Origin of the sequence: Myroides sp. C15-4, assembly GCF_050522745.1 — a bacterium.
In the GTDB taxonomy this organism is placed as follows: Bacteria; Bacteroidota; Bacteroidia; order Flavobacteriales; family Flavobacteriaceae; genus Flavobacterium.
The window spans coordinates 110,736-136,429 of record NZ_JBMVQX010000004.1 but is presented as its reverse complement, the minus strand read 5'-3'; the positions used below and the strand labels follow the sequence as shown (position 1 = coordinate 136,429).

The 25,694-nt window shown below is 38.3% G+C and carries 16 protein-coding genes; 13 read left to right on the top strand and 3 right to left on the bottom strand.

The window, feature by feature from the left end; all coding sequences use genetic code 11:
* Positions 1-7 precede the first annotated feature (7 nt).
* From ACPDHL_RS03275 to ACPDHL_RS03265, 3 genes are all read left to right on the top strand, one after another.
* Entirely contained in the window at positions 8-1,309 is a 1,302-nt protein-coding gene (locus ACPDHL_RS03275) for a glycosyltransferase family 4 protein (RefSeq protein WP_430531380.1), read from the top strand.
* A 291-nt stretch (positions 1,310-1,600) separates the two neighbouring features.
* Positions 1,601-2,125: a hypothetical protein gene (locus tag ACPDHL_RS03270; protein ID WP_430531379.1), complete on the top strand. Its 525-nt coding sequence runs from the start codon at positions 1,601-1,603 to the stop codon at positions 2,123-2,125.
* Positions 2,126-2,128: 3 nt separating this feature from the next.
* Positions 2,129-2,452 (top strand): helix-turn-helix transcriptional regulator, encoded by a 324-nt coding sequence (locus tag ACPDHL_RS03265; protein WP_430531378.1) that lies wholly within the window; start codon positions 2,129-2,131, stop codon positions 2,450-2,452.
* A gap of 195 nt (positions 2,453-2,647) precedes the next feature.
* Here the strand turns inward: ACPDHL_RS03265 and uvrA are convergent, their stop codons facing one another.
* Positions 2,648-5,458 (bottom strand): excinuclease ABC subunit UvrA, encoded by a 2,811-nt coding sequence (gene uvrA, locus ACPDHL_RS03260; protein WP_430531377.1) that lies wholly within the window; start codon positions 5,456-5,458, stop codon positions 2,648-2,650.
* A gap of 224 nt (positions 5,459-5,682) precedes the next feature.
* Here uvrA and ACPDHL_RS03255 point away from each other — a divergent pair, with 224 nt between their 5' ends.
* Both ACPDHL_RS03255 and ACPDHL_RS03250 read left to right on the top strand, forming a co-directional pair.
* Positions 5,683-6,267, top strand: coding sequence for a sigma-70 family RNA polymerase sigma factor (locus ACPDHL_RS03255; protein ID WP_430531376.1), 585 nt, complete (start codon positions 5,683-5,685; stop codon positions 6,265-6,267).
* 48 nt (positions 6,268-6,315) lie between these two features.
* The gene (locus tag ACPDHL_RS03250; protein WP_430531375.1) at positions 6,316-6,471 is read left to right on the top strand and encodes a hypothetical protein; all 156 of its coding nucleotides are present in this window, start codon (positions 6,316-6,318) and stop codon (positions 6,469-6,471) included.
* 14 nt (positions 6,472-6,485) lie between these two features.
* Here ACPDHL_RS03250 and ACPDHL_RS03245 read toward each other — a convergent pair whose 3' ends face one another.
* Both ACPDHL_RS03245 and ACPDHL_RS03240 read right to left on the bottom strand, forming a co-directional pair.
* Positions 6,486-7,157 (bottom strand): endonuclease III domain-containing protein, encoded by a 672-nt coding sequence (locus ACPDHL_RS03245; RefSeq protein WP_430531374.1) that lies wholly within the window; start codon positions 7,155-7,157, stop codon positions 6,486-6,488.
* An 872-nt stretch (positions 7,158-8,029) separates the two neighbouring features.
* Complete coding sequence (locus ACPDHL_RS03240) at positions 8,030-8,791, bottom strand: thiolase family protein (RefSeq protein ID WP_430531373.1); 762 nt, start codon at positions 8,789-8,791, stop codon at positions 8,030-8,032.
* 109 nt (positions 8,792-8,900) lie between these two features.
* Between ACPDHL_RS03240 and ACPDHL_RS03235 the strand changes: the two genes are divergently transcribed.
* The 8 genes from ACPDHL_RS03235 (at position 8,901) to ACPDHL_RS03200 (ending at position 25,628) form a co-directional block, all read left to right on the top strand.
* Complete coding sequence (locus ACPDHL_RS03235) at positions 8,901-9,083, top strand: hypothetical protein (protein WP_430531372.1); 183 nt, start codon at positions 8,901-8,903, stop codon at positions 9,081-9,083.
* Positions 9,084-9,087: 4 nt separating this feature from the next.
* Positions 9,088-9,513: a hypothetical protein gene (locus ACPDHL_RS03230; protein ID WP_430531371.1), complete on the top strand. Its 426-nt coding sequence runs from the start codon at positions 9,088-9,090 to the stop codon at positions 9,511-9,513.
* A 37-nt stretch (positions 9,514-9,550) separates the two neighbouring features.
* A complete protein-coding gene (locus ACPDHL_RS03225; RefSeq protein WP_430531370.1) occupies positions 9,551-10,438 on the top strand; it encodes a helix-turn-helix domain-containing protein in 888 nt (295 codons plus the stop codon).
* Between the two features lie 126 nt (positions 10,439-10,564).
* Positions 10,565-12,025 carry a c-type cytochrome gene (locus tag ACPDHL_RS03220; protein WP_430531369.1) on the top strand — a complete coding sequence of 487 codons (1,461 nt, stop codon included), beginning with the start codon at positions 10,565-10,567 and terminating at the stop codon, positions 12,023-12,025.
* Positions 12,018-13,352, top strand: coding sequence for a c-type cytochrome (locus tag ACPDHL_RS03215; protein WP_430531368.1), 1,335 nt, complete (start codon positions 12,018-12,020; stop codon positions 13,350-13,352). The genes ACPDHL_RS03220 and ACPDHL_RS03215 overlap by 8 nt, the downstream gene beginning before the upstream one ends.
* A gap of 12 nt (positions 13,353-13,364) precedes the next feature.
* Positions 13,365-13,532 (top strand): hypothetical protein, encoded by a 168-nt coding sequence (locus tag ACPDHL_RS03210; RefSeq protein WP_430531367.1) that lies wholly within the window; start codon positions 13,365-13,367, stop codon positions 13,530-13,532.
* Between the two features lie 360 nt (positions 13,533-13,892).
* Positions 13,893-14,462, top strand: coding sequence for a hypothetical protein (locus ACPDHL_RS03205; RefSeq protein ID WP_430531366.1), 570 nt, complete (start codon positions 13,893-13,895; stop codon positions 14,460-14,462).
* 840 nt (positions 14,463-15,302) lie between these two features.
* Positions 15,303-25,628 (top strand): beta strand repeat-containing protein, encoded by a 10,326-nt coding sequence (locus ACPDHL_RS03200; RefSeq protein ID WP_430531365.1) that lies wholly within the window; start codon positions 15,303-15,305, stop codon positions 25,626-25,628.
* The last annotated feature ends 66 nt before the right edge of the window (positions 25,629-25,694 follow it).

Genomic DNA, 25,694 nt, shown 5'->3' with positions numbered 1-25,694 from the left:
GCTTGAAATGGAAAAGAAAAAAGAAAAGAAAAAAGTACTCATCCTTTGTTATTACTGGCCTCCCGCAGGAGGACCAGGCGTACAGCGATGGTTAAAATTCGTCAAGTATTTGCCTGATTTTGACATAGAACCGATTGTATATGTACCCGATGGTGCAAGCTATCCCTTGATTGATACTAAATTAGAACAGGAGGTTAGTCCAACCGTGACTATCTTGCGGCATCCAATTAAAGAACCGTATTCGCTAGCGAAGAAGTTAATGGGACAACGTGCGCAAACGATGAGTTCTGGCATGATTCCACAAGTTCGAAATCAAACGAAATGGGATAAATTACTGTTGTGGATTCGCGGAAATATGTTTATTCCCGATGCACGTGTAGGCTGGGTAAACCCCTCTATAGCGTACCTTAATACCTACTTAGCACAACATCCTGATATTGATACGATCATCACAACAGGCCCTCCGCATAGTATTCATTTGATCGGGTTGGGGTTGAAGAAAAAAAGAGCAATTAAATGGGTAGCTGATTTCAGAGATCCTTGGACTACAATAGGTTATCATAAAGAGCTTAAACTATCGCATAAAGCAAAAGAAAAGCATTTAGCTTTAGAAAAAGAGGTGCTTACTACAGCTGATCAATTAATTGTTACGAGTAAAACTACACGTAAAGAATTTGAAACCAAAACAACAAAACCCATTGCAATTATCACCAATGGATATGACATTAGCAATTTTGGTAAGGTATCACTAGACGAGAAATTTACATTGGCGCATATTGGTTCTTTTTTGTCTAATCGAAATCCACGCGTATTATGGAAAGCTATTAGTGAGTTAAGAAGAGAAAACAAAGCGTTTAAAGCTGCTTTTGAGCTTAAATTAATCGGAAAGATCAGTGATGAAATTCTCCATACACTAGCAGAATTTAAACTGTTGGACTGTACGGATAATAGAGGTTATGTCGATAACGAAGAGGCTTTGCGACAAATGCGTGCTTCTCAGGTGTTGCTGTTGGTTGAGATAGATTCCGATGATACGAAAGCCATTATTCCTGGAAAACTCTTTGAATATATGGCGGCGGAACGCCCTATTTTAGCAATCGGACCAGAAGAATCTGATTTCTTCGAAATCATCCAGCAAACCAATGTAGGACGCAATGCACTATACAGTGAAAAAGATAAGATCTGCGAAATTTTAATGCAGTATTTTGAACAATATCAAAATAACCAACTCAAAGTACACGCCATGGGCTTACAATATTTTGGACGTAAACGCTTGACGGAACGCTTGGTGAGTGTGTTGCATGGTTAACGGTTTAGTAAATAGAAAACAATAAAAAAGCTTGAGGTAATCCTCAAGCTTTTTTGTTTATGGTATGTTTCTTCTAGGTTAGGAAATTTCACTTACTCATTTCAGCTAGTTTATATTTTGTTTTGGTGATCGATGAACCCTACGCTGCATTACGGTTTCTCATTTTGGAATCATTTTTGTTCAGATTTATCAAATGAAAAAACAAATGAGAAAACAAATGAGAAATAAGCGATATAGAATGGCTATTGCTATTGAATGGTATAGTAGTAAATCAACTTACAGGTTGATTTTATGAAAATTGTTAGTATCTTTGAAGACAAATTATGGGCCTTTCATTACGAGGGCGAGGAATATAATGAATATGATCGATTGATGGAGTTGTGGACTGATATGGACTATTTGTTTACCTTTTTAAAGCAGAATGAAAAAGATATTCCAAGGGAGGTTAGCTTAGAAGAAATGGCAATGAATATACGTTCTGATGTAGAAATAATTGACGATACTTTAGTAGCGATTGCATCGACCAAAGAGAGTCGTTTATCGCACTTTTTTAAACCACTCTACAATAGGGAATATCACGCTCGAGTGCTTTCCTTGCAAAAAGGAAGGGAAGATTGTTTGAGAATATATGCCATTAAAATTGATACAAATACGTTTGTTATTACGGGGGGAGCAATAAAGTTGTCCTTACAGCATTTGATGCAAGAACGTAAACATACAACTGAAGAACTAAATAAATTAAATAGAGCATATGCCTATTTAAGTGGAGGAAATATCATAGATGAAGATTCTTTTTTTGAATTCTTAAACGAATAAAAAATGTTAAATAAAGAAAAATTTATAGCACTTGCTTCATCAGAAGAGACAAATACACTAGATCGTGCCAAAGCACGTGTGGCAAACAGAGAATTGCATCGGGTTTCTCAGAAAATTGCTTTGCATATACTCAGTCGTTTAGCTGTGTTAGGATGGAAACAAAAAGATCTAGCAGAAAAAATGGCTGTTACACCTCAACAGGTGAGTAAATGGGTAAAAGGAAAAGAAAATTTTACACTAGATACCTTGATCAGACTTAGTCATGTACTTTCGTGTAATTTATTTCAAGCGATACCAGAAGATATTGTTTTGAGTGGTGATAGATGATGGCTTTCGGTTAGCAGTTAACGGTTAACAGAAAAGAAAAGCTTGAGGTAATCCTCAAGCTTTTTTTATTGGTAATTTGTTCCCATTTCCCATTTCCCTTCTCCCATTTCTACTCTTCACCACTCACCATTCACCACTCACCATTCACCACTCACCATTCACCACTCACCATTCACCAAAAAGAAACTTCTTTTTTTATTTCAATTTATTTTTTAAAAACTGTCCTGTACTTGAGGCTTTAATTTTTACAATTTCTTCTGGTGTTCCAAAAGCGATCAATTCACCGCCTTTTTCACCACCTTCTGGACCGATATCCACAATATAATCCGCGCATTTAATCAGATCTAAATTGTGTTCAATGACGATGATGGAATGTCCTTTATCGATAAGCGCATTGAATGCGGTAAGCAATTTATTGATGTCGTGAAAGTGCAAGCCCGTTGTTGGTTCATCAAAGACAAAGAGTACTTTTTCACGGGTTGATCCCGCTAATAGGAAAGAAGCCAGTTTGATGCGTTGTGCTTCTCCTCCAGAAAGGGTAGAAGAGGATTGTCCCAATTGAACATATCCCAGTCCCACATCCTGTAGGGGCTGCAAACGCGTTGCGATTTTCGTTTGATTGTATTGCTTGAAGAAAGCCAAAGCATCGTCTATAGTCATGCGAAGAATATCATCAATGTTTTTGCCTTCAAAATTCACTTCAAGTACTTCTTTTTTAAAGCGTTTTCCATGACAAGCTTCACATTCGAGGTGAACATCCGCCATGAATTGCATTTCCACGGTTACACTTCCTTCGCCTTTACACACCTCACATCGACCACCATCGACGTTAAATGAAAAATGCTTCGGTTGATAGCCTCTTAATTTGGATGTATTTTGCTTGGCATAGAGGTCTCGAATTTCATCATAGGCCTTGATATAGGTCACTGGATTTGAACGTGAACTTCGACCAATAGGGTTCTGATCAACATACTCAATTTGCTTGATGTGATCAAATTTCCCCTCTAATGCTGTAAATTGTCCTGGTTTATCGCTTAGTCCTGTTAATTTCTTTTGTAAAGCAGGAAATAAAATACGCTTAACAAGTGTACTTTTTCCGCTTCCAGACACACCCGTAATAACTGTTAAACAGTCTAAGGGAAAGCGAACATCAATATTTTTTAAATTGTGTTCCCTTGCGCCAATAATATCAATATAGTGTTTGTATGTTCTTCTTTTCTTAGGTACTTCAATCGCTCTTGTTCCATTGAGGTATTGCGCCGTTAAGGAATCGGATTTTAAAATTTCCGCTAGCGTTCCTTGGGCCACTAATTCACCGCCAAAAGTACCTGCTTCCGGACCAATATCAATAATTTGATCTGCTGCCTGCATGATTTCCTCATCGTGTTCTACAATGATAACGGTATTACCTAACGCTTGCAGTTGTTTTAAAACGTGAATTAATTTTTCACCATCTTTAGGGTGCAATCCGATACTAGGTTCATCGAGAATATACATGGATCCAACTAAACTACTACCCAACGAAGTCGCCAAGTTAATACGCTGTGATTCTCCACCTGATAAGGTCGATGAATTTCGATTCAGGGTTAGGTAGGATAATCCTACGTTCAATAAAAAGCCCAATCGATTGTTTATTTCGATTAACAAGCGTTTGGCTACTTGTTGTTCATAATCCGTGAGTTTGAGTTCTTGGAAGAAGATCAATAATTTTTCGATTGGCATATCAACCAAATCTGAAACGGTTTTTCCACCTATTTTGACGTAATCTGCTTCTTTTCTCAAGCGTTTTCCCTTACACGTAGGACATTTTGTTTTTCCTCTATATCTCGATAGTAAGACGCGATTTTGAATTTTGTAATTCTTTTCTTCTAGCTCTTGAAAAAAGGCATCTAATCCTGTAAAAAACTCATTTCCTTCCCAAATTAGTGCTTTTTCTTCGGCTGTTAGTTGAAAAATAGGTCGGTGAATAGGGAAGTCAAACTTATAAGCATGTTGAACGAGTTGATCGCGGTACCATCCCATAGATTCTCCACGCCATGGAAAAACGGCATTTTCATAAACAGAAAGTCCCGTATTGGGAAATACCAATTCTTCATCAATGCCAATGACATTGCCATATCCATCACAAGTAGGACAGGCTCCATACGGATTGTTAAAGCTAAATAAGTGAATATTGGGTTCTAAGAATGAAAGTCCATCGAGTTCAAATCGATTGCTGAATTCATAGCGTTTATCTCCGTCTAAAGCGCGAACAAAACAAGTACCTTTTCCTTCAAAAAAGGCTGTTTCTACTGCATCACTTAATCGATTGTAGAATTCATCCGTGTCTTTAACCACAATACGGTCAATAATGAGTACTACCTCATCCAACGGAAACTGATTGATGAGTTCGGGTTCTAAACTTAAAAATTCGTCTAAACGAACCATTTCACCTTTTACCCATAAACGCGCATATCCTTGTTTGAGCAAAACCGCTAAGTGTTCTGATAATGTTCGATCTTCATCAAAAAGTAAAGGCGCTAGCAACAGCCACTTACTATCTAAATAAAAAGTTTTGATTAGGGAAGTCACATCGGTCACCGTATCTTTCTTAACTTCCTGTCCCGATAGAGGAGAGTAGGTATGACCAATTCGCGCAAAGAGCAATTTGATGTAATCGTAAATCTCCGTTGAAGTTCCTACAGTGGATCGAGCATTGGTTGTATTTACCTTTTGTTCAATCGCGATCGCAGGTGCAATTCCCTTGATATATTCTACTTTAGGCTTGTCAATTCGACCTAAGAATTGACGTGCATAGGACGAGAGACTCTCCACATAACGACGTTGTCCTTCTGCATATAGCGTATCAAAAGCCAAAGAAGATTTTCCAGAACCAGAAAGTCCTGTTACGACAACCATCTGATTTCTGGGAATCACAACATCGATGTGTTTTAGATTATGTAGATGTGCTCCTTTAATGATAATGTTTTTCTTGGGATCTAGTTTAGAAAAATCGATTTTAGACATACGATATTTTGGTGTTTAGTAGACAAAAATACGCTTTTATCTTCGTTTTTGAAAAGCTTTAGGGTTCCAAAAAATAAATATATTGTTTAACATTTTTTTTATATTCTTGTTTTTAACAAATATTTTTGTATATATTTGTAACACTCAATACATAAAAATCAATTGCCTATATAACAAAAGTACTTTTTAGATCACAATAGAATAGCTAAAAAAAGAATTTTGTTATGGAATTAAGTCAATTACCAGATGCTACCCTCGTACAGCATTATAGAAGGGGCAATGAAAACGCACTTGAAGTTTTAATTAAAAGGCATCAAGCCAAAATTTTCGGATTTATTTTTAGTAAATTGGACGATGTTGAATTAACTAATGACATCTTTCAAGATACCTTTATCAAAGTAATCAACACCCTTAAAACAGGAAAATATAACGAAGAAGGTAAATTTATTTCGTGGGTGATGCGTATTGCACACAATTTAATCATGGATCACTATCGACGTGAAAAACGCACGGTTATCCACAATGATACGGAACAGACCCCCTTTTTTAGTTTTTTAAAAGACGATAGCGAAACCGTAGAAGAACTGTTGATCCAAAATCAAATTACAGAAGATTTACAACAATTGATACTCGAATTGCCGCAAGATCAGCAGGAAGTTATTCGCATGCGTTTATATCAAGATTTGAGCTTTAAGGAAATAGCAGAAGCAACCGATGTTAGTATTAATACCGCTTTGGGTAGAATGCGTTATGCTATTATTAACTTGAGAAGAATGCTCGACAAAAAACAAATATCATTAAGTGTATAATAATGTTGCATTTGACTCGTTATAAAAGAGGAATATAACAGATCTTTTATGAAGAAAAACTACAAAACTCTTTTAAACGTAACAGATGCGAAGTTACCACAACCCGAATTAATTGAAAAGCTACTGGCGTATTCTAAATTTTGGTCTGAACTGGCTTTCAGTGAATTTGTGGAATCGAATCTGAAAAAATCAAAAGTAAATTAAAAAAAAAGCATCGATTATTTCGATGCTTTTTTTTCTTGTTTTTTATAGTATTCGTTGAGTACTGTTTTACGTCCAATCACACTGGTAATAATATCAAGTTCTAATTTCCATGCACGAGCAGGAGAGTACTGTCGGCCATACCAAACCAGTTGCAGGTGTAACTTGTTCCAATGTTCTTTGGGAAATAAGCGCTTGGCGTCTTTTTCTGTTTGTTGTACACTTTTCCCATTGGAGAACCCCCAACGATACAACAAGCGGTGAATATGAGTATCTACGGGAAAAGCTGGAATATCAAATGCCTGCGCCATCACAACTGAAGCTGTTTTATGCCCCACTGCGGGTAATCGCTCCAAAGCCTCCATATCAGCAGGTACTTCTCCATTGTGTTCCTCAATTAAGATTTTAGACAGTCCATAAATGCCCTTACTCTTCATCGGAGATAGCCCACATGGGCGAATAATATCTTGAATTTCCTCTACCGTCAATTTTACCATATCGTAGGGATTATCTGCCTTTGCAAATAGGATAGGCGTTATTTTATTGACGCGTTCATCTGTACATTGTGCAGATAGTAATACCGCAATCAATAAAGTATAGGCGTCTTTGTGGTCTAAAGGAACCGGAATTTCAGGATATAAAGCATCTAAGGTTTCGAGTACAAAGTTTACTTTTTCAGTTTTAGTCATGATAATTAGTCAATAAAGAAGAATCCTCTTTTGTGTTTCATACAAAGATCGCTAAAAAAATATGATTTTTTAGGGAAACTTCCCAGGAAGAAGTAATCGCCCTAGCTGCTCGAATACAGTATCTACCAGAATATCTCGATCGCATCTTTGATCGCGATTTTAGCCTACGCAGTACACCTAGAGAAGGAAGAGGCCTTGGATTGATATTAGCAAGGAAATAGTTGAAGTTCAAGGAGGAAGCATTCTCGTAAGTAGCGAATATGGCGTTAGAAGCCCATTTGTTTTACTTTTTAAACATTAATTTTTCTGTTATTAATTATTTAATTAAATTTTTTTAAACTTTACTCAAAAGTTTAACGTCATTAAAACTTGTATTTTGTTGTTTTTGAGGCGTTTAGTATGTTTAGGTATATTGTTTTTTTAGCTTATTGTGTTTGTTTTACTAGTTTTGGGTAGTGTTATTTAAAAACAAGGTTGTGAAAAAGAAAATGCTACTACAGCTAGGATCATACCTATTGTTTAGTGTAGGCTGTGTTTTTATGTTGTAGGTTGCTCCTCCTCATCAAAAATACAGCAGAAGTGCAAAATTTAAAAGTGATATACTTTTAAATGATTTGAGTTCAGGTAGTTATACAAGAGAGGGGGTGAGGTTTTCTCCGTTTGTACTATTGACGTTTTAGGGGAATGTAATTCAAATCAAGCTAGGGCTTTAATGTAAAGCCCTAGCTTTTTTTATAGCTTTAAATATTAATTGCAGGTTGTCCATCTGCCATGCGTTAGGTCTTTTTCAGTACTTTAGCAAAAGTTGGGTGCGCATAGTCCTGAGCCAATTACTACAAGGTCAAATTTTTCCATTGTCTTGTCTAGTACAATTATACGCTTTCAATTACTAATGCCGTTGCACCACCACCACCGTTGCAAATCGCTGCCACGCCATATCGTTTATTCTCTTGGTGTAAGGCATGGAGTAAGGTAACCAAGATACGTGCTCCTGAAGCGCCAATAGGATGTCCTAGAGCAACAGCACCTCCATAGATATTTATGCGATCTAGTGGTATATCCAACAGTTCAACCATGGAGAGTGGTACAGATGCATAGGCCTCGTTAATTTCAAATAAATCGATATCTGCTACCGTGAGACTTGCTTGTTGTAAGGCTTTTGGAATTGCTAAAGCAGGAGCGGTCGTAAACCACAGCGGATCATGTGCTGCATCGGCATAGGACAAAATCTTCGCTATTGGTTTTAATTGATACTGTTGCACAGCTTCGGAAGAAGCCAAGAGGAGTAGGGCTGCACCATCGTTTAAATTACTGGCATTGGCAGCGGTTAAACGTCCTTCTTCTTCGAAAACAGGACGTAAATGAGGCATTTTTTCTGGAATGATTTTGTAAATATCTTCATCTACAACAATAGCCTCTGGTTTGGAGCGATCACGAGAAGCAATCGGTACAATCTCTGCTTTGAATTTACCCTCTTCGGTTGCTTTTTGCGCTTTTGTATAGGAACTCAAGGCGTAGTGATCGAGCTCTTCTCGTGAAAAATTAAAATGGCGAATTCCTATTTCAGCGGCATTTCCCATGTGACAGTGGTGATAAGCATCGGTCAATCCGTCGTTTAACTCACCACTCACCATTCACCACTCACCATTCACCACTCACCCCTAATAACTCATCAAATTCAGGGATACTTTTGCCTTGGTTCATTGCGTACCTTTCGATTTTGAAAAATTGCTTACTTAAAAGATGGACGTATTATTTGCCTTAGATCCCCATGTTAGAGATGAAAATCGAGGGATGCTATTCACTGATTATATTGCTGCAACCGAGCCTAGTAAAACGGTTGTTGTTGAAAAAGAAAAGCCAGAAGAAGCACTGTCCTTCGTTTCTGCATTCGCTCACTGTGATCTAATCAATTCTATTCAGTAAGTCGATGAATCAATTAGCAGAAATTTTCGAAAGCGAATCCCAAGAGAAAGCATATTTTATATTTGTAACGGTTGCCTTAAAAATGGTTGAAAAAATCTATGTCAATTTACCCAAAACGATACAGCAAATCGCTGACGATGCTCGGGAGTATTGGACCAATAAGCAGCAAGAACACCTCACGGAGGCGCATTTAAAACAACACGATCTCTTTATTTCTAAATTGCGAATGAAGAACCCCAAACGTTATGAAATAGATCAGAATTTGGATTTAAAATTGGTACAATTGGTCTTAATGCCCAGCATTCAAGAGAACTACTTTGACTATTACCTCGATTGGATGTATGAAGTAGGCCATCGATTGGGATTTACCAACCAAGAGCTAGAGACCTTAATTGAGGAGACGATCGCAGCGGATAGCCGTAAACTGTGAACTGTTTTCACTACCTTTGTGGCAAAGGAAATGATCTATGGAAAATAAGGGAATTCCGATCTACAATATTTGCAACTTAATTGGAACGGATAATCTGTTACAGGATTGTGTGGTATATCGTTTAGAGGAGTATATTTCGGACCGACCAACGCTGGTTTCTTCTCCTCATCGCCATGCTTTTTATCAAATTTTGTTTATAACAGAAGGAGAGGGGCTTCACTTTATTGATTTTAAGAAATTTTCCATTGAAAATCACTGCTTATTTTTTTTAAATGCTTCTCAAGTACACAAATGGGAATTTAAACCGGGAACAAAGGGATTCTTGATCAATTTTAATGAGAATTTCCTGCGTACTTTTCTGGTTAATCCCAATTACCTTCAGGAGTTTTCCTTTTTTACGGGTGATGTAGAATACTCCAAGTTTTCTTGTGAGAAGTGTTATGAGGTTTTGCATACTAAGTTTGAAAAAATTTATAGGGCTTATACCCAAAAACAGCCCTTGTATGAAGACTTTATGCGCGTTTTGATGTTGGAATTATTTTTGGAAACCCAGCTGTTTTTGGTTAAAAAGACAGAAGCTACTGCGGAGCATCAAGAAATCAATAGTGCCCATTTTATCATTAAGAATTTCGAAAAATTAGTGGAACAACATTTTATTGCTAAACGATTACCTGGTGAATATGCTGATTTGCTGTTTGTTACACCTAATCATCTCAATGCTTTATGCAAGAAAGTATTGGGTATAACAGCAGGTGAAGTTATACGCAATCGCATGGTCTTAGAGTGTAAACGACTATTAGTCAATGTAGATGTATCCATTAGTGAAATTGCTTATGAACTCAACTTTAAGAATAGCGCTTATTTCTCCCGCTTCTTTAAAAAAAATACGGGATTATCACCTGATGAATTTCGAAAAATAAACTAAGTATTGATTTGTGAAATACAAATCCATTTTGTTTTCCCACCTCAATTGATTAGTATAAAGAACACCATGTTTTGTATAATATTTTCCAGAAGCTAGGCCTCTAACTTTGTTGAAAAATAATACAATATGGATTTTCCTTTATTTCATTTAGACTGGCTGAATGATCGCTTTCTGATCGCTGTGATTGCGATTATTCACGTATTTATCAACCACGGATTGGCCGTGGGTTTTATTCCTTATATTACTTTATTAGAACAGCAAGGTGTCGTTAAGAGTGGTCCGCAAGAGGTAACAGACCTCGAATGGGATAAGATGGTACAGCGCATGATGATGGTTGGCTTTGTGATCACCACCACCGTGGGTGCCATGACAGGCGTGGGCATTTGGTTCTCTGCGGCACTTATTAGTCCCAATTCTATTGGTAGTTTGATCCGTGTCTTTTATTGGGGTTGGTTTACCGAATGGGTGGTCTTTGTGCTTGAAGTTGTTTTTATTATGATTTATTTTCTCACGTGGAAAAATTCCAACAAATCCCTTCGTGCTAAACAACGTCATATCCGATTTGGCTGGTTCTTAGCTGCTTTCTCTTGGCTAACGATGGCTATTATTGTAGCGATTTTAGGATTTATGATGGACCCCGGTAATTGGATCGATGATCATTCCTTACTCAATGGATTAACCAATCCCATTTACCTTCCACAGTTACTTTTTAGAACTCCGACAGCTATGGTTGTGGCAGGTGCTTTTGGCTTCTTATTAATCATGCTGTTTAGCAAGAAAAACAGCCCGATTCGAAAACCCGCTTTGAAAACTACAGCCATTTGGACTTTATTGTGGTTGCCTTTATCTATTCTAGCAGCGATCAATTACTATCGCGTAATTCCAGAAGCTATGACGGCTAATATGAGTACAGCCGTAGGAACGATGGATTTTGAACAGTACTATAATCTCCTGAAATACATCATCCTTATTGCGACAAGTTCACTCGCCTTATTGGCTATTTGGACCTTGATTAAACCCAAAAAAGTCAATTTGGTACTCGTGATTATTCCCTTTGTGCTTTCCCTTGGTTTCTTGGGTATTTTTGAACGCGTTAGGGAGTTCATCCGAAAACCTTATGTGATTGGAAATTATATGTATTCCAATTTAATACGCGAAGAAGATTATCCTTTACTCCAACGCGATGGTGTACTTCAACACGCCACGTATACGTCCATCACTGAAATTACGGAATCAAATAAATTAGAAGCAGGACGGGATGTCTTTATGATTGCATGTTCCCGTTGTCATACCAGCCAAGGGATTAATTCGATTATTTATGTTTTTGAAAAAATGTATGGTGTAGGTAAGCCCTTGGATATCAATTCGATGAAAGCCTATATCCCCAATATGCACAACGGCCGAACCTATATGCCACCGTATCCGGGAAATGAAGCTGAACTAGATGCGTTGGCGCATTATATCTTTTATTTACAACAAAGTGGAGCAACACTAGAAGGAGCCCAAAGTATTGGAGCTACAGTTAATCCCAATCACACAGTTGAAAAATTTATTGAAAACAAACTAAAAAATTCCTCAAATGAATAATACACCACTACCCAAAGATATTCCCCTTGATTTACCACTACCTGAATGGTTACTCGTCCTTTTGCTTGTCGTTTCATTTCTCGCTCATATTTTATTTGTCAACCTGATGGTTGGTGGTTCTATTGCCACTTTATGGGCGGAAATTAAGGGGTTAAAAAACAAAGAATACGATACGTTGGCTAAAGAAATTGCCGCTACCATAACGGTTAATAAATCGATTGCAGTTGTGTTGGGTGTTGCGCCTTTACTGAGTATTAATACGCTGTATACCGTTTATTTTTACACCGCCAATTCACTAACTGGAATTATGTGGATTCTCATTATTCCCTTAGTTGCTATCGTATTTTTATTGACCTATTTACACAAGTACACCTGGGAAGCTATGCACAAAATGAAAGTACTTCACATTTCCATTAATGTACTGGCTGTACTTTTGTTTTTGTTTATTCCGTTGATTTTTTTAGTTAATGTTAATTTAATGCTCTTTCCCGAAAAATGGATGAGTGTAAGCGGTTTTTTATCTGCCTTAACCTTGCCGAATGTCTTTCCGAGGTATTTTCATTTTTTAGGAGCTTCTTTGGCAATCACAGGACTGTTTATTAGCTGGTATATGGGACGAAAGAATTATCCTTTTGAGGAGTATTTTACTGTATTTACTCGTGCAAAAGTGAAGCGAATAGGTTATCAAATGGCCTTAGGTGCTTCGGTAGCGCAATTTTTATTTGGTCCATTGGTACTGGTTACTTTACCTGCGAAAGGATTTAGTTGGAGTATGCTGGGCATTATCTTTACGGGAGTGGCTATTGCGGCTTATGCAATTTACTATATGATTAAAACTCTTAGGGGAACAGATGATCAACTCGATCGCTATTTCAAACGCATCGTTGTGGCAATGAGTATTGTCGTGCTCTTTATGGGCAGTGGTCGACACGTATATCGAGCCAATGCTATACAGCCCCATCGCGAATTAATGGCAGAAAAAACGGCTGCCTTTGAAGCCGCTTCTAAGGCAGCGAGAGAGGAAGCCATAAACCAAAAGGAACACGAGAGCCAAGCCCTTGCCACAGCAGAAGCTTCCGGTGATTTAACCGCTAAAGGAAAGGCTGTATTTAATTCGTATTGTGCAGCTTGTCACAAGGAAAAAACACCCCTAGTTGGTCCTCCTGTTACCGAAATGAAAGAAATTTATACCAATCACAAGGAGGAGTTGATTCAGTGGATTAGAAATCCAGGTAAAAAACGAGCGGATGCTCCTCAAATGCCGCCATTTCCGCAAATTAGTGCAACCGATATGGAAGATTTAACGCAGTATATTTTAACCATTTAAAAAAGGAAAACCATGATTATGACCCTAGCCGTTTTGGTTATTGTCGCTATTTTAATTCTTTCTGGAGTATTAGCGACTAAGCTGTTACAAGTGTACTTGTATACCACCAAAGACAAAGACATGTGGAAGAAAGAAATTAAAGAAGAAACAGCGTATGAGTTTATTAAAGGACTGTATTAGTTCTACTGTATAGTCTTTATTTGATTTTTTGAGAAGAAGAGGGAGCCTTGGGGCTCTCTTCTTTTTTATTATTCTTTTAATGACATACCTCTTTATTTGGAGAACAATACCCTCCTTTAACATCGAGTAGAGTGTAGGGAAAGAGAATAAGTCGCATCATAATCACGGAAGAATAGCAGTGTATTATTGTTTGTTTTTGGTCTACTTTTGTGTTTTTAACGCAATAAATTGATTGTAAAATTAATGACACTGTGATTTGATTTTTATTTTAATCTATTTTTTTTGTTATTTTTAAAATAAAATTTACTTTAGGCTCATTTGTTAGTTTAATTGAGCCTTAAATATTTAAAAACGATAGATATGCGTAAATGGTTTTTTTTAGTTGTTTGTTTTTTCCCTCTTGTGTCATTGGCTCAGATGGGAATGGAAATCAATAGTACTCCTCAAGAATATGTAGATCACATTGTGACCACTTGGGGAATAGATAAGGATAAAATCGTCTATGTTACAGATGAAACCTCTTTGTTTAAATTAAGTAGAAATATACAAGGATCACTCTTATCCTTTGCACAAGGGGCCTTATCAACCAGTGCGGATCTTTTGGATGGAAAAGTTAAAGAATCAGGCAAGCGAAAAAAATCAGCATGTGGGTTGTCTTTGAATAATCTGGATATTGACAACATCAAAAAAAAGTTGAAAAAGGGTAAGAATTATCAAAAGTTGACATTGAAACGCATGTCAGATAATAGCGAGTATACGATAGGTGAAGCGCTTACCACCGTTATGATCTATACGCAAAAGTTTGATTACGTCATCAATGATTATTTTGAAGTGATCAAAAAACTGGCTGAAGAAGATGTTGATTATATAATTCTTACGTTCGATGATGAGATCACTCGACAAATACCTGGTGCACTTAGTAATAAATAGCGTTATTCTAGATTATTCTAGAAAATAATTATAAGAACGAGAGATAAAAACCCCGCCTTTTTAGGTGGGGTTTTATTTTATATCTTATCAATTTCCAAGCCTTTTACGCGAATTTGCTAACTGCTTCGATAGCAAAGTAGTTCTGTTGTTTTTTTCTAACCTATCGTGTAACCATTGACAAATGAATCGAAGCTAAATTAAAGTAAACCACCTGAAAGAGAAAGTATCTATTTTCTTTAGACTATTGCCTCCATTCTCCTTTTAGTTCAAAGGACTTTCTACAAGATACAGACTAAACCCGACCATTTGTACTAAAGGAACACTAGGTTTTGGAAAGAAATGGCAGTATCATGCTGAGCATACACCCCATAGGATCGCCCTTTCCTAACGTATGACTTGCATGATTACTCTATTTGCTCCTTTTTTTTATGCGTTTTTTTACGGTATATCGCTTGTTTTTTTTCGTTTTTGTTAAAATAACTTACCTTTTTTTGATGGATTCCTAGTTTAAGTTTTAATTTAAACTAGGATATCGGTTATTTTATCATTTGATCTACTATAAAGCTTGCTTTTAATATAAAATTAATACAAAACCCGTATATTTATCTTAATTTTTTAGATGTTAAAACTAAAAGTAACATAGTGTTAAATTTAAAAAAAACAGGATGCTGTTCACACGAGGTTGTTTTGTTCTTTTATTTAGCGTTTCAGTTTAAAAATAAAAGAAATAAATCGCTCCATGTAGACTTTTTGATAAAAAAAAGAAATTGGCACAATGTTTTTCTTATAGTAGAAGAGAATTAATTTTTTAAGCAGTAGAATGGAAATAAATAGTTGTTTATGAAAAAAAATGTACTTTCAGTAGCCTTACTTATGATGTCGGGATTTGCGTTTGCCCAAGTGGGAATTGGGACGGCAAATCCGAACCCAGCGGCTTTATTAGATGTTGAAGCCACTAAGGGAAGCTTTAAAGGTGTGTTGATTCCAAGGATTCCCCTAGAGTCAGCTACTAGTAATGGAGGAATGACAGGAGGACAAACGCCAAATAGTTTGCTTGTCTTTAATACAACATCCAATCAAGAGTTAAAACCAGGCTACTATTTTTGGTTTGACAAACAATGGGTTCGCTTGTTGTCTTCTAGCGATGATTTTTTAAAAGAGGTAGCTGTAAATGAAGAGCTGGCGGTTAATTTGACAGATCAAACACTCTTTTTACGCGATACAAAACAAGGGGTTGTTTCTGTACCTCTAGCTGATATTAATATTGTGACTACACTTGAGTCAAATGGACAAGGAAAATACATTTATACTTCAGAAGATCAGACGACTACAGTTATTGATGTAACAGCTGATGTAATTGAGAATATACAGACGATTATCAATGAAGAAGGCGTAATTAACGAAATTATTCAATCAATTTCGGTGAACGCTAAGGCATTAACTGGAGATGAGAGTATTGAAGTAGTTGGTGGAGAAAAAGCTGTATTGACAGCTGCGTCTTTGAGTATTAGACCTTCAAGTATTACCACAGCAAAGATAGCACCTGGGGGTGCTAAACAATTGTTGATCACGGACGAAAATAGCACGGTGAAATGGGTCGATGCATCGGATGAGGTTATTCAAGAAGCTTTTGAGTTTAATGAAAAAGTTACCTTATTAGTAGATGGAGGTGATGGTACATTTACCTATTATAATGAAAAGGGTGTTGATGCTGATGGAAATCCCATTACAGGGCAAGGCGTAAAATTTGATGCCAATACGTTGCGTATCGAAAAAACAGCAGATAATACGTATGCCTTTTTCGATAAGTCTGATGATACAACACCGATAGCCATTATTGATGTGGCGGGAAGTGTAATTGAGAATATTACTGAAATTATCAACGATACGACTGTTCAAAATGATATTTACACCGCAGTAGCTGCACAAGGAAAAGCGGCTACAGCTGCTGATGGATCGATTCAAGTGGACAATGGCGATCAAGCAGTATTAAATGCCATGCAACTATCCGTTGCCAATGCGGGAATTACCACAGCAAAGATAGCACCAGGAGGTGCTAAACAATTGTTGGTTACGGACGAAAATGGCACGGTGAAATGGGTTGATGCATCGGATGAGGTTATTCAAGAAGCTTTTGAGTTTAATGAAAAAGTTACCTTATTAGTAGATGGAGGCGATGGTACATTTACCTATTATAATGAAAAGGGTATTGATGCTGATGGAAATCCCGTTACAGGGCAAGGCGTAAAATTTGATGCCAATACGTTGCGTATCGAGAAAACAGCAGATAATACGTATGCCTTTTTCGATAAGTCTGATGATACAACACCGATAGCCATTATTGATGTGGCGGGAAGTGTAATTGAGAATATTACTGAAATTATCAACGATACGACTGTTCAAAATGATATTTACACCGCAGTAGCTGCACAAGGAAAAGCGGCTACAGCTGCTGATGGATCGATTCAAGTGGACAATGGCGATCAAGCAGTATTAAATGCCATGCAACTATCCGTTGCCAATGCGGGAATTACCACAGCAAAGATAGCACCAGGAGGTGCTAAACAATTGTTGGTTACGGACGAAAATGGCACGGTGAAATGGGTTGATGCATCGGATGAGGTTATTCAAGAAGCTTTTGAGTTTAATGAAAAAGTTACCTTATTAGTAGATGGAGGCGATGGTACATTTACCTATTATAATGAAAAGGGTATTGATGCTGATGGAAATCCCATTACAGGACAAGGCGTAAAATTTGATGCCAATACCTTAAATATTAAAGAGAGAGAAGGAGCATCAGGAAAGGGAATTTACGACTTTTACGACGGAAAAACATCGCAACAAAGCCCGTTAATGACGATTAATACACGTGCTAAAGCTATTATTTTTGAAAATAATTCAACGTCGATTCCAGGGGATAATCTTCAGGATGTTGTCAATCAGCTTATTACCAAGGTAGAGCAAGCGCAGGGTACGCTTTCACCCATATTAGGAGAAGGAATTTTAATCAATGAGCAGTCTCAAGTAAATGATGCTGTATTAAAGGAACTTACGTTGAGCTTGGCAGAGGCTGCTGTAACAGAGACAAAATTAGCAGATGAAGCAGTAACCTCGTACAAATTAAAAAATAAAGCGGTTACCTTAGATAAGATTAATCCAGGAAGAGACCAGTATATTTTAGTAACTAAAGAAGGTAAAGCCCAATGGGTGCCAGCTACGGATAGTATTATACAAGAAGTAGTGAAACAACATGAGGTGATTACACTCATTGAAAATAACGGAAACGGGACGTATTCGTATTACAATGAGGATAGTATTGATGCTACGGGAGCACCGATTCCAGCGAAAGGGATATTACTAGATGCAAATACCCTGAGTATTTCAGAACAACCAAAGGGGACCTATATCTTTACTGATGGTACCTTTACACAAACGGGACTGCCTTTAGCCACTATTGATATTGCAGGAACAGTCATTGAAAATATTACTGAAATACTAAATGATTCAATCGTTCAACAGGATATTTATACCACAGTTGCAGCCCAAGGAAAACCTGCTACAGCAGCAGATGGGTCAATTCAAGTAGATCAGGGCGATCAAGCGGTATTGAATGCTATGCAACTATCTGTTGCCAATGCAGGAATAACAACGGCTAAGATTGCACCGGGAGGTAACAAGCAATTATTGGTGACCAATGAAGCAGGTACAGTTGCTTGGGTAGATGTAACAGATGAGGTAATACAAGAGGCCTTTGCCTTCAACGAAAAAATTACTCTACTCGTTGATGGAGGCGATGGGACTTTTACCTACTATAACGAGAAGGGGATTGATGCTGATGGGGATCCTATTACAGGACAAGGCGTAAAATTTGATGCCAATACGTTGCGCATTGATAAAACAGCAGAGAATACGTATGCTTTTTACGATAAATCCAATCCAACAACCCCTATAGCTGTTATTGATGTGGCGGGGAGTGTGATTGAAAATATCACCGAAATCTTAAATGATACTACTGTTCAGAACGATATTTATACCGCAGTAGCCGCACAAGGAAAGGCGGTTACTTCACCAGATACATCGATTACAATAGGCGGAACGGCAGATAAAGCAGCACTTCATGCATTGGAGTTGAGTATTGCAACGGCTGGGGTTTCTACCACTGCCTTAGCACCCAAAGCCGTAACAACAGAAAAAATTCAAGGGGGAACACAAGGTCAATTTTTGGTAACACCTACGGATGGGGTTGCTCAATGGATGAGTTTAGCAGATGATCCAATTAAAGAACTTTTAGCATTAAATCAAGCCATTACAGAATTGATTGATCATAAAGATGGAACGTTTACCTACTTTAATGAGGGAGATTACGATGCTAATGGCGATCGAAAATCAACTGCAGTAGGAACGACATTTAGTGCTAATACGTTACGTGTAGCGGAACTCAATGACCCTCAATCTGGGCAAGCAACTGGTGTATATGCCTTTTATGATTTGTCACAAGAGGATCCCATTGCAACGATTAATGTAGCAGGAACAGTCATTGAAAATATTACAACCATCCTCACTGAAGAAGAAGTACAGAATCAGATTTTTGCTACAGTAGCAGCAAAAGGAAAAAAAATACACAGCAATGACAATTCCATTGCAATCACAGGTGGAAATAAAGCAGCACTTAGTGAGGTCATTGTCAACATCCAACAAGAGGGAGTAAAAACCAATCACCTGGCATCTGGTGCCGTTACAACAGACAAAATCAATGCATTAGGGGTAGACCCAGGCGCTGTTTTGACTGCTGATGGATTAGGCCAGGCAGCTTTTGAAACACCTTCAAATGTTGTTAGACCTGCCATGCAAGGAGACTTAGAAGGAGAAGCTGGTGTAATTAACATTGTTGGAGGAGGTGAAAATGTGCTATTTGGCGATACCACAAAAAAGGTAACCATTGCCATTAATTCAGGTGGAATAACAGGTACGCATATTGGATCTGAAACCATTGGAAATCAAAACATTAAAAACAAAACAATTGAGGTTCAAAAGCTAGATGCAACGGGAGCAACCGCAGGCCATGTTGCTACGGTAAATGCAAATGGTACAGTTAGTTATCAGCCCGTAACCCCTGCGGTTATTGGGGATAAAGGTGATATCACAACCGATGGAATTGTTTCTGTAAGTGATGGCATAGGGAAAGTACTGGATGATGTAGTTTTGGGAATTACTGATCAGTCTATTGTTCCGAGTAAACTAGATGCTACTGGTGCTATAGAAGGCGCTGTTGCAATGGCAAATGGAGATGGAACTGTAACATATAAACCCTTGGAGGCTACGGCTATTACAGCTAAGGGAAATATTACAACCGATGGAATTGTAACTGTTGATAATGGTACAGGAAAAGTGCTAGCCGATGTTGTACTAGGAATTGAAGATGGAGGAATTACCAATGATAAAATTGCCTTAAATACGCTAACAATAGATAAGTTATCTGCAGGAAATGAACCTCCTAGCCGCGTGCTAGTGATTGATGAGAACCGAGAAATAAAATGGGGAGAATTAGACGATGTCGTAACCGATGCGGCAGGTAATTTGACTACGGATGGTATTATTGAATTGCAAAATGGAAATGGAGTTAACTCTCTTTTTAACGATGTAAAGCTGGGGATTAAAGAAGGAAGCATCACCAATACTGAATTACAAGATCAAACCATTCAGATAGGAAAATTGAACAGTGCAGGAGCTGTTTCGGGTATGGTTATGGTTACCAACGCCAATGGAGGGTTTACTTACGTTGATCGAGAGAGTATTGTACAAGCAGGAGAAGATTTAACCTTGAGTAATGAGCTGGAATTCTTAGCAGGGAGTAATGGAGTTTCTGCCGTACTCGCTGATACTAAAATAGGAGTTAAGGATCAGGGAATTACCGAAGCTAAATTAGCTGATGGGGCTGTAACAACAGCTAAAATTTCTGCTGTAGGAGAAGATGAAAATGCTGTATTAACCGCAGACGGATTAGGAAATGTAGCCTATAAAAAAATCAACACCACTGCTTTTGAAGGCGCAGAAGCTGACCTGAAATCGGATGGGTCTATAACAATTCCACTTAATAATAAAGCGGTTCTAAGGGAAACAACCCTTGCAATTGCGAATCAAGGGGTTGAAAATAAACACATTAAGGATCAGACAGTTACTGCAACGAAGATTGATGCACAAACTGCTGCTCCAGGTGCCGTATTAACCGCAGATGGAAGTGGAAAAGCTGTTTTTCAGCGCTTAGAAGAAGTGGCTTTAACACAAGGACAAGCGGTAACTTCATCTGATGGATCTATAGCTGTACCTCAAGGGAATAAAGCTGTTTTACAAGCGATGGATATTAGCGTGGCTGATGGAGGAATTACCAATGAAAAAATAGAGGCCAAAGCCGTAACAGAAGACAAAATAGGAAGCAATAAAGCTGCCGGTTTTGTTTTAACTTCTGATGGAGAAGGTGGCGCTGAATTTAAAACACTTGGGCAAGTTATTGGCAATAATGGAAAAGCTATCATTGGAGAAGCTGCTATTGCTGTGACAGGAGGTGAGCATGCTGCCTTAGCTGATGTAACCCTAGATGTTAAAAATGGAGGAATTACAGCCGCTAAATTAGCCGCTAATGCTGTTACTTCAGACAAATTAAAGAATGGAGCTGTCACGGCGGCCAAAATAAGTGGGGATGCTCCAAGTCAAATCTTGGGAACAGATGGTACAGGCGCTGTAAAATGGATGAGTTCAAATGATCCTATTTTACAAATGATCGTTAGTGCAAATGAAAAATCAACACAACTCGTTGATCACCAGGACGGAACATTTACCTACTATAACGAAGATCAAATAGAAGCCAATGGCGCATTAAAACCCAATGCAACAGGAGTAACGTTCAATGCCAATACGCTAAGTATTGACACCTCCGAAGCAGGGATTTTCATTTTCAAGGACAAAGCAAGTGATATAGCTTTAGCTACAGTAAATACCCGTGCAAAAGCTATTATTTTTGAGGATAATTCGGTCGTGGGGTATACTAATGTGGAAGAAGCGATTACGCAAATTAACCAAAAAATAGAAGCTTTAGAACAGTTGGAGATTGCTAAAGCGCCATTATCTGGAAATGGAATCCTAGTCAATGGCAATGCAAATGTGGCAGATGCCGTTTTCACTGCCGTAGAATTGAGCATTGCAGAGGAAGCGGTGTCTCCTGTTCAAATGAAAGGAGGAAACCCAAAACAACTCTTGATTACCAATGGTTTAGGCAAGGCGGAATGGGTGGATGCCACGCATGAAATTATTGAAGAGATTGTTCAAACACAGGAAAAAGTAACCCTTGTACAAAATAACCATAACGGTACATTTACCTATTTTAATGAAAATGACGTCAACAACACTGGAGAAATCATAGGGACTGGCGTAACCTTTGATGCCAATACCTTGCGCATTGATACAACGGATGCAGGTACGTTTGTCTTTTATGATCAAGCTACGGATACTCCCCTTGCCACTATTGATGTAGCAGGCAGTGTGATTGAAAATATCACCGAAATTCTGAATGAATCAACCGTTCAAAATGATATTTATACCACTGTAGCAGCACAGGGGAAAAAAGTAGAAGGAGATAGTGCTATCGCAGTCACTGGTGGTGAAACTGCCGCCTTAACTGAAATGGGAATTGCATTAAGAGATCAAGGTGTAACAACTACTAAGATTAAAAACTTAGCAGTTACCGCTGATAAATTATATGCTGGAGAAAATAAAGCGAATCATGTTCCTGTAGCTCAGGCTGATGGAAGCATTGTCTACCAACCGATGGCTGCCGTTGTAAATGGAAAAGCACTAACGGTGGATACTTCGTTGGCTATTATTGGTGATGCATCAAAAGCAGTATTACAGCCTTTTAGTTTACAGGTGAATGAAAATGGGATTGAAACCACTCACATTCAGAACCAAGCCGTTACTGTAGAAAAAATAAACGCAGTTGGTATTGATAAAGGAGCAGTGTTAACGGCTGATGGATCTGGTAATGCTGTATTTTCGACTGCTGAAGAAGCAGTTACATCAGCCATGCAAGGTGATTTAGTTGGCGCTGAGGGATTAATTGTCGAAGGCGGTGAAAATGTGCTATTCGGCAATGAAGAGACCAAAGCCATCGTTAAAATCAACAATGGAGGGATACAAGGTAAACATATTGGCGCAGCCACAATTGCAAATAATCACTTGGTTGATCATACAATTGAAGCAGCTAAATTAAATGCAGGTACAGGCGCAGACAATAGAATTGCGGTGGCTAATGCCACAGGACAAGTGGCTTATCAAGTACTATCAACAGAGCTATTCACTGAAAAAGGAGATATTACAACAGATGGTACGATTACGGTTTCTGAAAATGGGGTAGGTAAAGTATTAGCTGATGTTGAATTGGGTATCAAAGACAGTTCCATTCAAGCAACTAAGTTAAACGCCAACAATGCACCTGCTGGAGCGGTAGCAACGGTAGGAGCTAATGGGGTGTCTGTTTCTTTTGAACCTTTATCTGCGGGACAACTAGCCAATAAAGGAAATATTACAACGGATGAAGCCCTTACTGTCACAGAAGATGGAATTGGAAAAGTGCTATCCCATGTGACCTTAGGTGTAAAGAATAAAGGAATTACCACAGCAAAATTAGCAGATGGAGCCGTAACAAATACCCAACTAGGTGAACAAGTGATTACCGCAAATAAACTTTCTTCTGAAGGAATTAGTGCACAAAGTGTGCTGTTAAGTGGTGAAAATGGAACAGTTGTTTGGGGAGAATTGGGTGAAATTGTCGATTTAACAGCAGGTAATTTAACCACAGATAACATCATTCAAATGTCCGGTGATGGGGAGCGAACCCTGTTAAAAGACGTGAACTTGAGTATTGCCAATAACAGTATTACCAAAGACAAGTTAAACAGTGCGACAATAGCACGTGATTATATTCTTGTTACAGATGGTACTGGAGGGTTTGATTATGTCCTAAAAAGTGCGGTACAAGCAGGAGGAGAAGATTTAACCTTAGGTAGCGGCCTTGCGTTTACGGGTGATACGGATGGATTAAATGCCGTTTTAGCGCCTACAACAATTGATATTAAAGAAGGAGGAGTAGGAACGGATAAGCTTGAAAATGCAGCAGTAACTGTTGAAAAAATGAATGCTGGTCAAGCAGTAGCCAATGCGGTATTGACGGCCCAAGGGGATGGAACGGTGTCGTATAAACTATTGAGTAATACAGTATTTGATGGGCAAGGAGTTGATTTAGTAGCGGATGAATCTATAGTCGTGACAGCTGACAATAAAGCGTTACTTCAAGAGGCAACAATTGCAGTAGCTTCATCGGGAATTGATAACAAACACCTTAAAGCACTGGCTGTAACAGCAGATAAGATAAGTTCTGTTGTAGCAGAAACGAATACACCCAATGGAAGTATTTTAGCATCCGATGGACAAGGGAACACACAATTTCAATCGTTAGGCGTTTTGGCAACTACGGCAGGAAAATCCTTAACTTCTACAGATGGTTCACTACATATTCCAACAAATAAAGCAACCCTGCAAGATGTGACGATCAACATTGCCGAAAATGGTGTTAAGACCAAACACCTAATGGATCGAAATATCACGGAAGCCAAAATAGGCACTTCAAACAAAGAAAGCGGGTTAGTATTAACTACTGATGGACAAGGAGGGGCTTCCTTCCAAAATGTAAATGATGCAGTTGTAGCCAATGGTAAAGCCTTACAAGGTGGAACGGGCATTACGGTATCCGGTACTGGAGCCAATCAAGCGTTATTACAAGATGCAACCGTAGCCATTAGCAATGGAGGCGTAGGATCAACTCAATTGGCAACAAATTCCGTAATCACAGCTAAGATTGCAGACAAGAATGTGACAACTAGTAAAATTAGTTCGAAAGTAGGAAGTACAAATGCGGCACCAGGTTTAGCTTTAACAGCCGACGGCAGTGGAGGAGTGGTCTTTAGTCCAGTAACGAGTTCTTTAGGCGACTTAAGTGGATCTGCTTCGATTGCTGTGACTAATGGAATTGGAGCTGTTTTGCAAGATGTAACAGTCACAGTGAAAGACAACGGAATTAAAACCGCTCAACTAGATGATAACGCAGTGACTACAGACAAGATCATAGCAGGTGCCGTTACAAGAGAAAAAATTGAAAATGACGCCATTAACAATGATAAAGTTCAAAACGCATCCCTTTCGGGTTCTAAATTAAGAGAGAATACGATTACCGCAAGTAAACTACAAGCGGAGTCTGTCACGGACGTGAAGATCAAAGATGGAGCAGTGACCACAACTAAGATCAATAATTTAGCTGTAACCAATATTAAGATTGCCAATAATACCATTACAGGTGGTAAGCTTGAAAATGGAACGATTCAAACAGGTAAATTAGCAGATGGTGCGGTTACCACGGAGAAAATCTCTGCTGGTAATGCACAAAGAGGCCATGTGTTAACGGTTGAGTCAAATGGAAATGTTGCCTTTAAAGCCCCAACAGGACAAAGTATCACCAAAAAAGAATTAAAAGGGAGTGACGTAATCAAAGTAACGAATGGACGTGATGCTGTTTTAGAAGAGGTAACCTTGGATATTAACTCCGGGTCTATTAAGGGCAACCATTTAGATTACGGTGCTGTAGATTCAGCCGAATTAGCAGATAATGCAGTTGGAAACGAACACATACAAAATGAGTCAGTGACGTCAGATAAGATTAGTTCTGTAGATGAGGAGGAAGTGAATACACCCGAAGGCTATGTACTGACGTCTGATGGAAGTGGTGGTGCTGCATTCAGGCCTGCCAAAGGGGGCGGTGGAGCGTCTTTCTTTTATTCCCCTTCTTTTGTTGTAGATATCATACCAGGAAGTAGAGGAGAAGAAAATGTGTATATGATTTACAAAAATCAATTCACGAATGCCATTAGCTCCAGATCTTCTGCTTCTTTAGATATTTATGACGCTGATGAATTGGATTATTTCATTGTGTATTACGATGATGATGTATTTGAAGACGTGAGTATTAATGAATCGGGAGTCTTAACCTATAAAGTGCAGCGCTATGCTCAAGTGACCGCCCGTAGTTATTTTAATGTAGTGATGAAACTTAGAGAAGACTAATACAGTGAACCTGCCTTATCCAATAAGGTAGGTTATTTTACCTAGTTTAAATTGTTGCAGGCAACA

Excerpts from the sequence above, each read along its gene's own strand:
- ACPDHL_RS03220 (WP_430531369.1), top strand. The coding sequence starts at position 10,565 with ATGGATTTTCCTTTATTTCATTTAGACTGGCTGAATGATCGCTTTCTG.
- ACPDHL_RS03265 (WP_430531378.1), top strand. The coding sequence starts at position 2,129 with ATGTTAAATAAAGAAAAATTTATAGCACTTGCTTCATCAGAAGAGACA.
- ACPDHL_RS03215 (WP_430531368.1), top strand. The coding sequence starts at position 12,018 with ATGAATAATACACCACTACCCAAAGATATTCCCCTTGATTTACCACTA.
- ACPDHL_RS03255 (WP_430531376.1), top strand. The coding sequence starts at position 5,683 with ATGGAATTAAGTCAATTACCAGATGCTACCCTCGTACAGCATTATAGA.
- ACPDHL_RS03210 (WP_430531367.1), top strand. The coding sequence starts at position 13,365 with ATGATTATGACCCTAGCCGTTTTGGTTATTGTCGCTATTTTAATTCTT.
- ACPDHL_RS03245 (WP_430531374.1), bottom strand. The coding sequence starts at position 7,157 with ATGACTAAAACTGAAAAAGTAAACTTTGTACTCGAAACCTTAGATGCT.
- ACPDHL_RS03270 (WP_430531379.1), top strand. The coding sequence starts at position 1,601 with ATGAAAATTGTTAGTATCTTTGAAGACAAATTATGGGCCTTTCATTAC.
- ACPDHL_RS03200 (WP_430531365.1), top strand. The coding sequence starts at position 15,303 with ATGAAAAAAAATGTACTTTCAGTAGCCTTACTTATGATGTCGGGATTT.
- uvrA (WP_430531377.1), bottom strand. The coding sequence starts at position 5,458 with ATGTCTAAAATCGATTTTTCTAAACTAGATCCCAAGAAAAACATTATC.
- ACPDHL_RS03225 (WP_430531370.1), top strand. The coding sequence starts at position 9,551 with ATGGAAAATAAGGGAATTCCGATCTACAATATTTGCAACTTAATTGGA.
- ACPDHL_RS03205 (WP_430531366.1), top strand. The coding sequence starts at position 13,893 with ATGCGTAAATGGTTTTTTTTAGTTGTTTGTTTTTTCCCTCTTGTGTCA.
- ACPDHL_RS03275 (WP_430531380.1), top strand. The coding sequence starts at position 8 with ATGGAAAAGAAAAAAGAAAAGAAAAAAGTACTCATCCTTTGTTATTAC.
- ACPDHL_RS03240 (WP_430531373.1), bottom strand. The coding sequence starts at position 8,791 with ATGGTGAGTGGTGAGTTAAACGACGGATTGACCGATGCTTATCACCAC.
- ACPDHL_RS03250 (WP_430531375.1), top strand. The coding sequence starts at position 6,316 with ATGAAGAAAAACTACAAAACTCTTTTAAACGTAACAGATGCGAAGTTA.
- ACPDHL_RS03230 (WP_430531371.1), top strand. The coding sequence starts at position 9,088 with ATGAATCAATTAGCAGAAATTTTCGAAAGCGAATCCCAAGAGAAAGCA.
- ACPDHL_RS03235 (WP_430531372.1), top strand. The coding sequence starts at position 8,901 with ATGGACGTATTATTTGCCTTAGATCCCCATGTTAGAGATGAAAATCGA.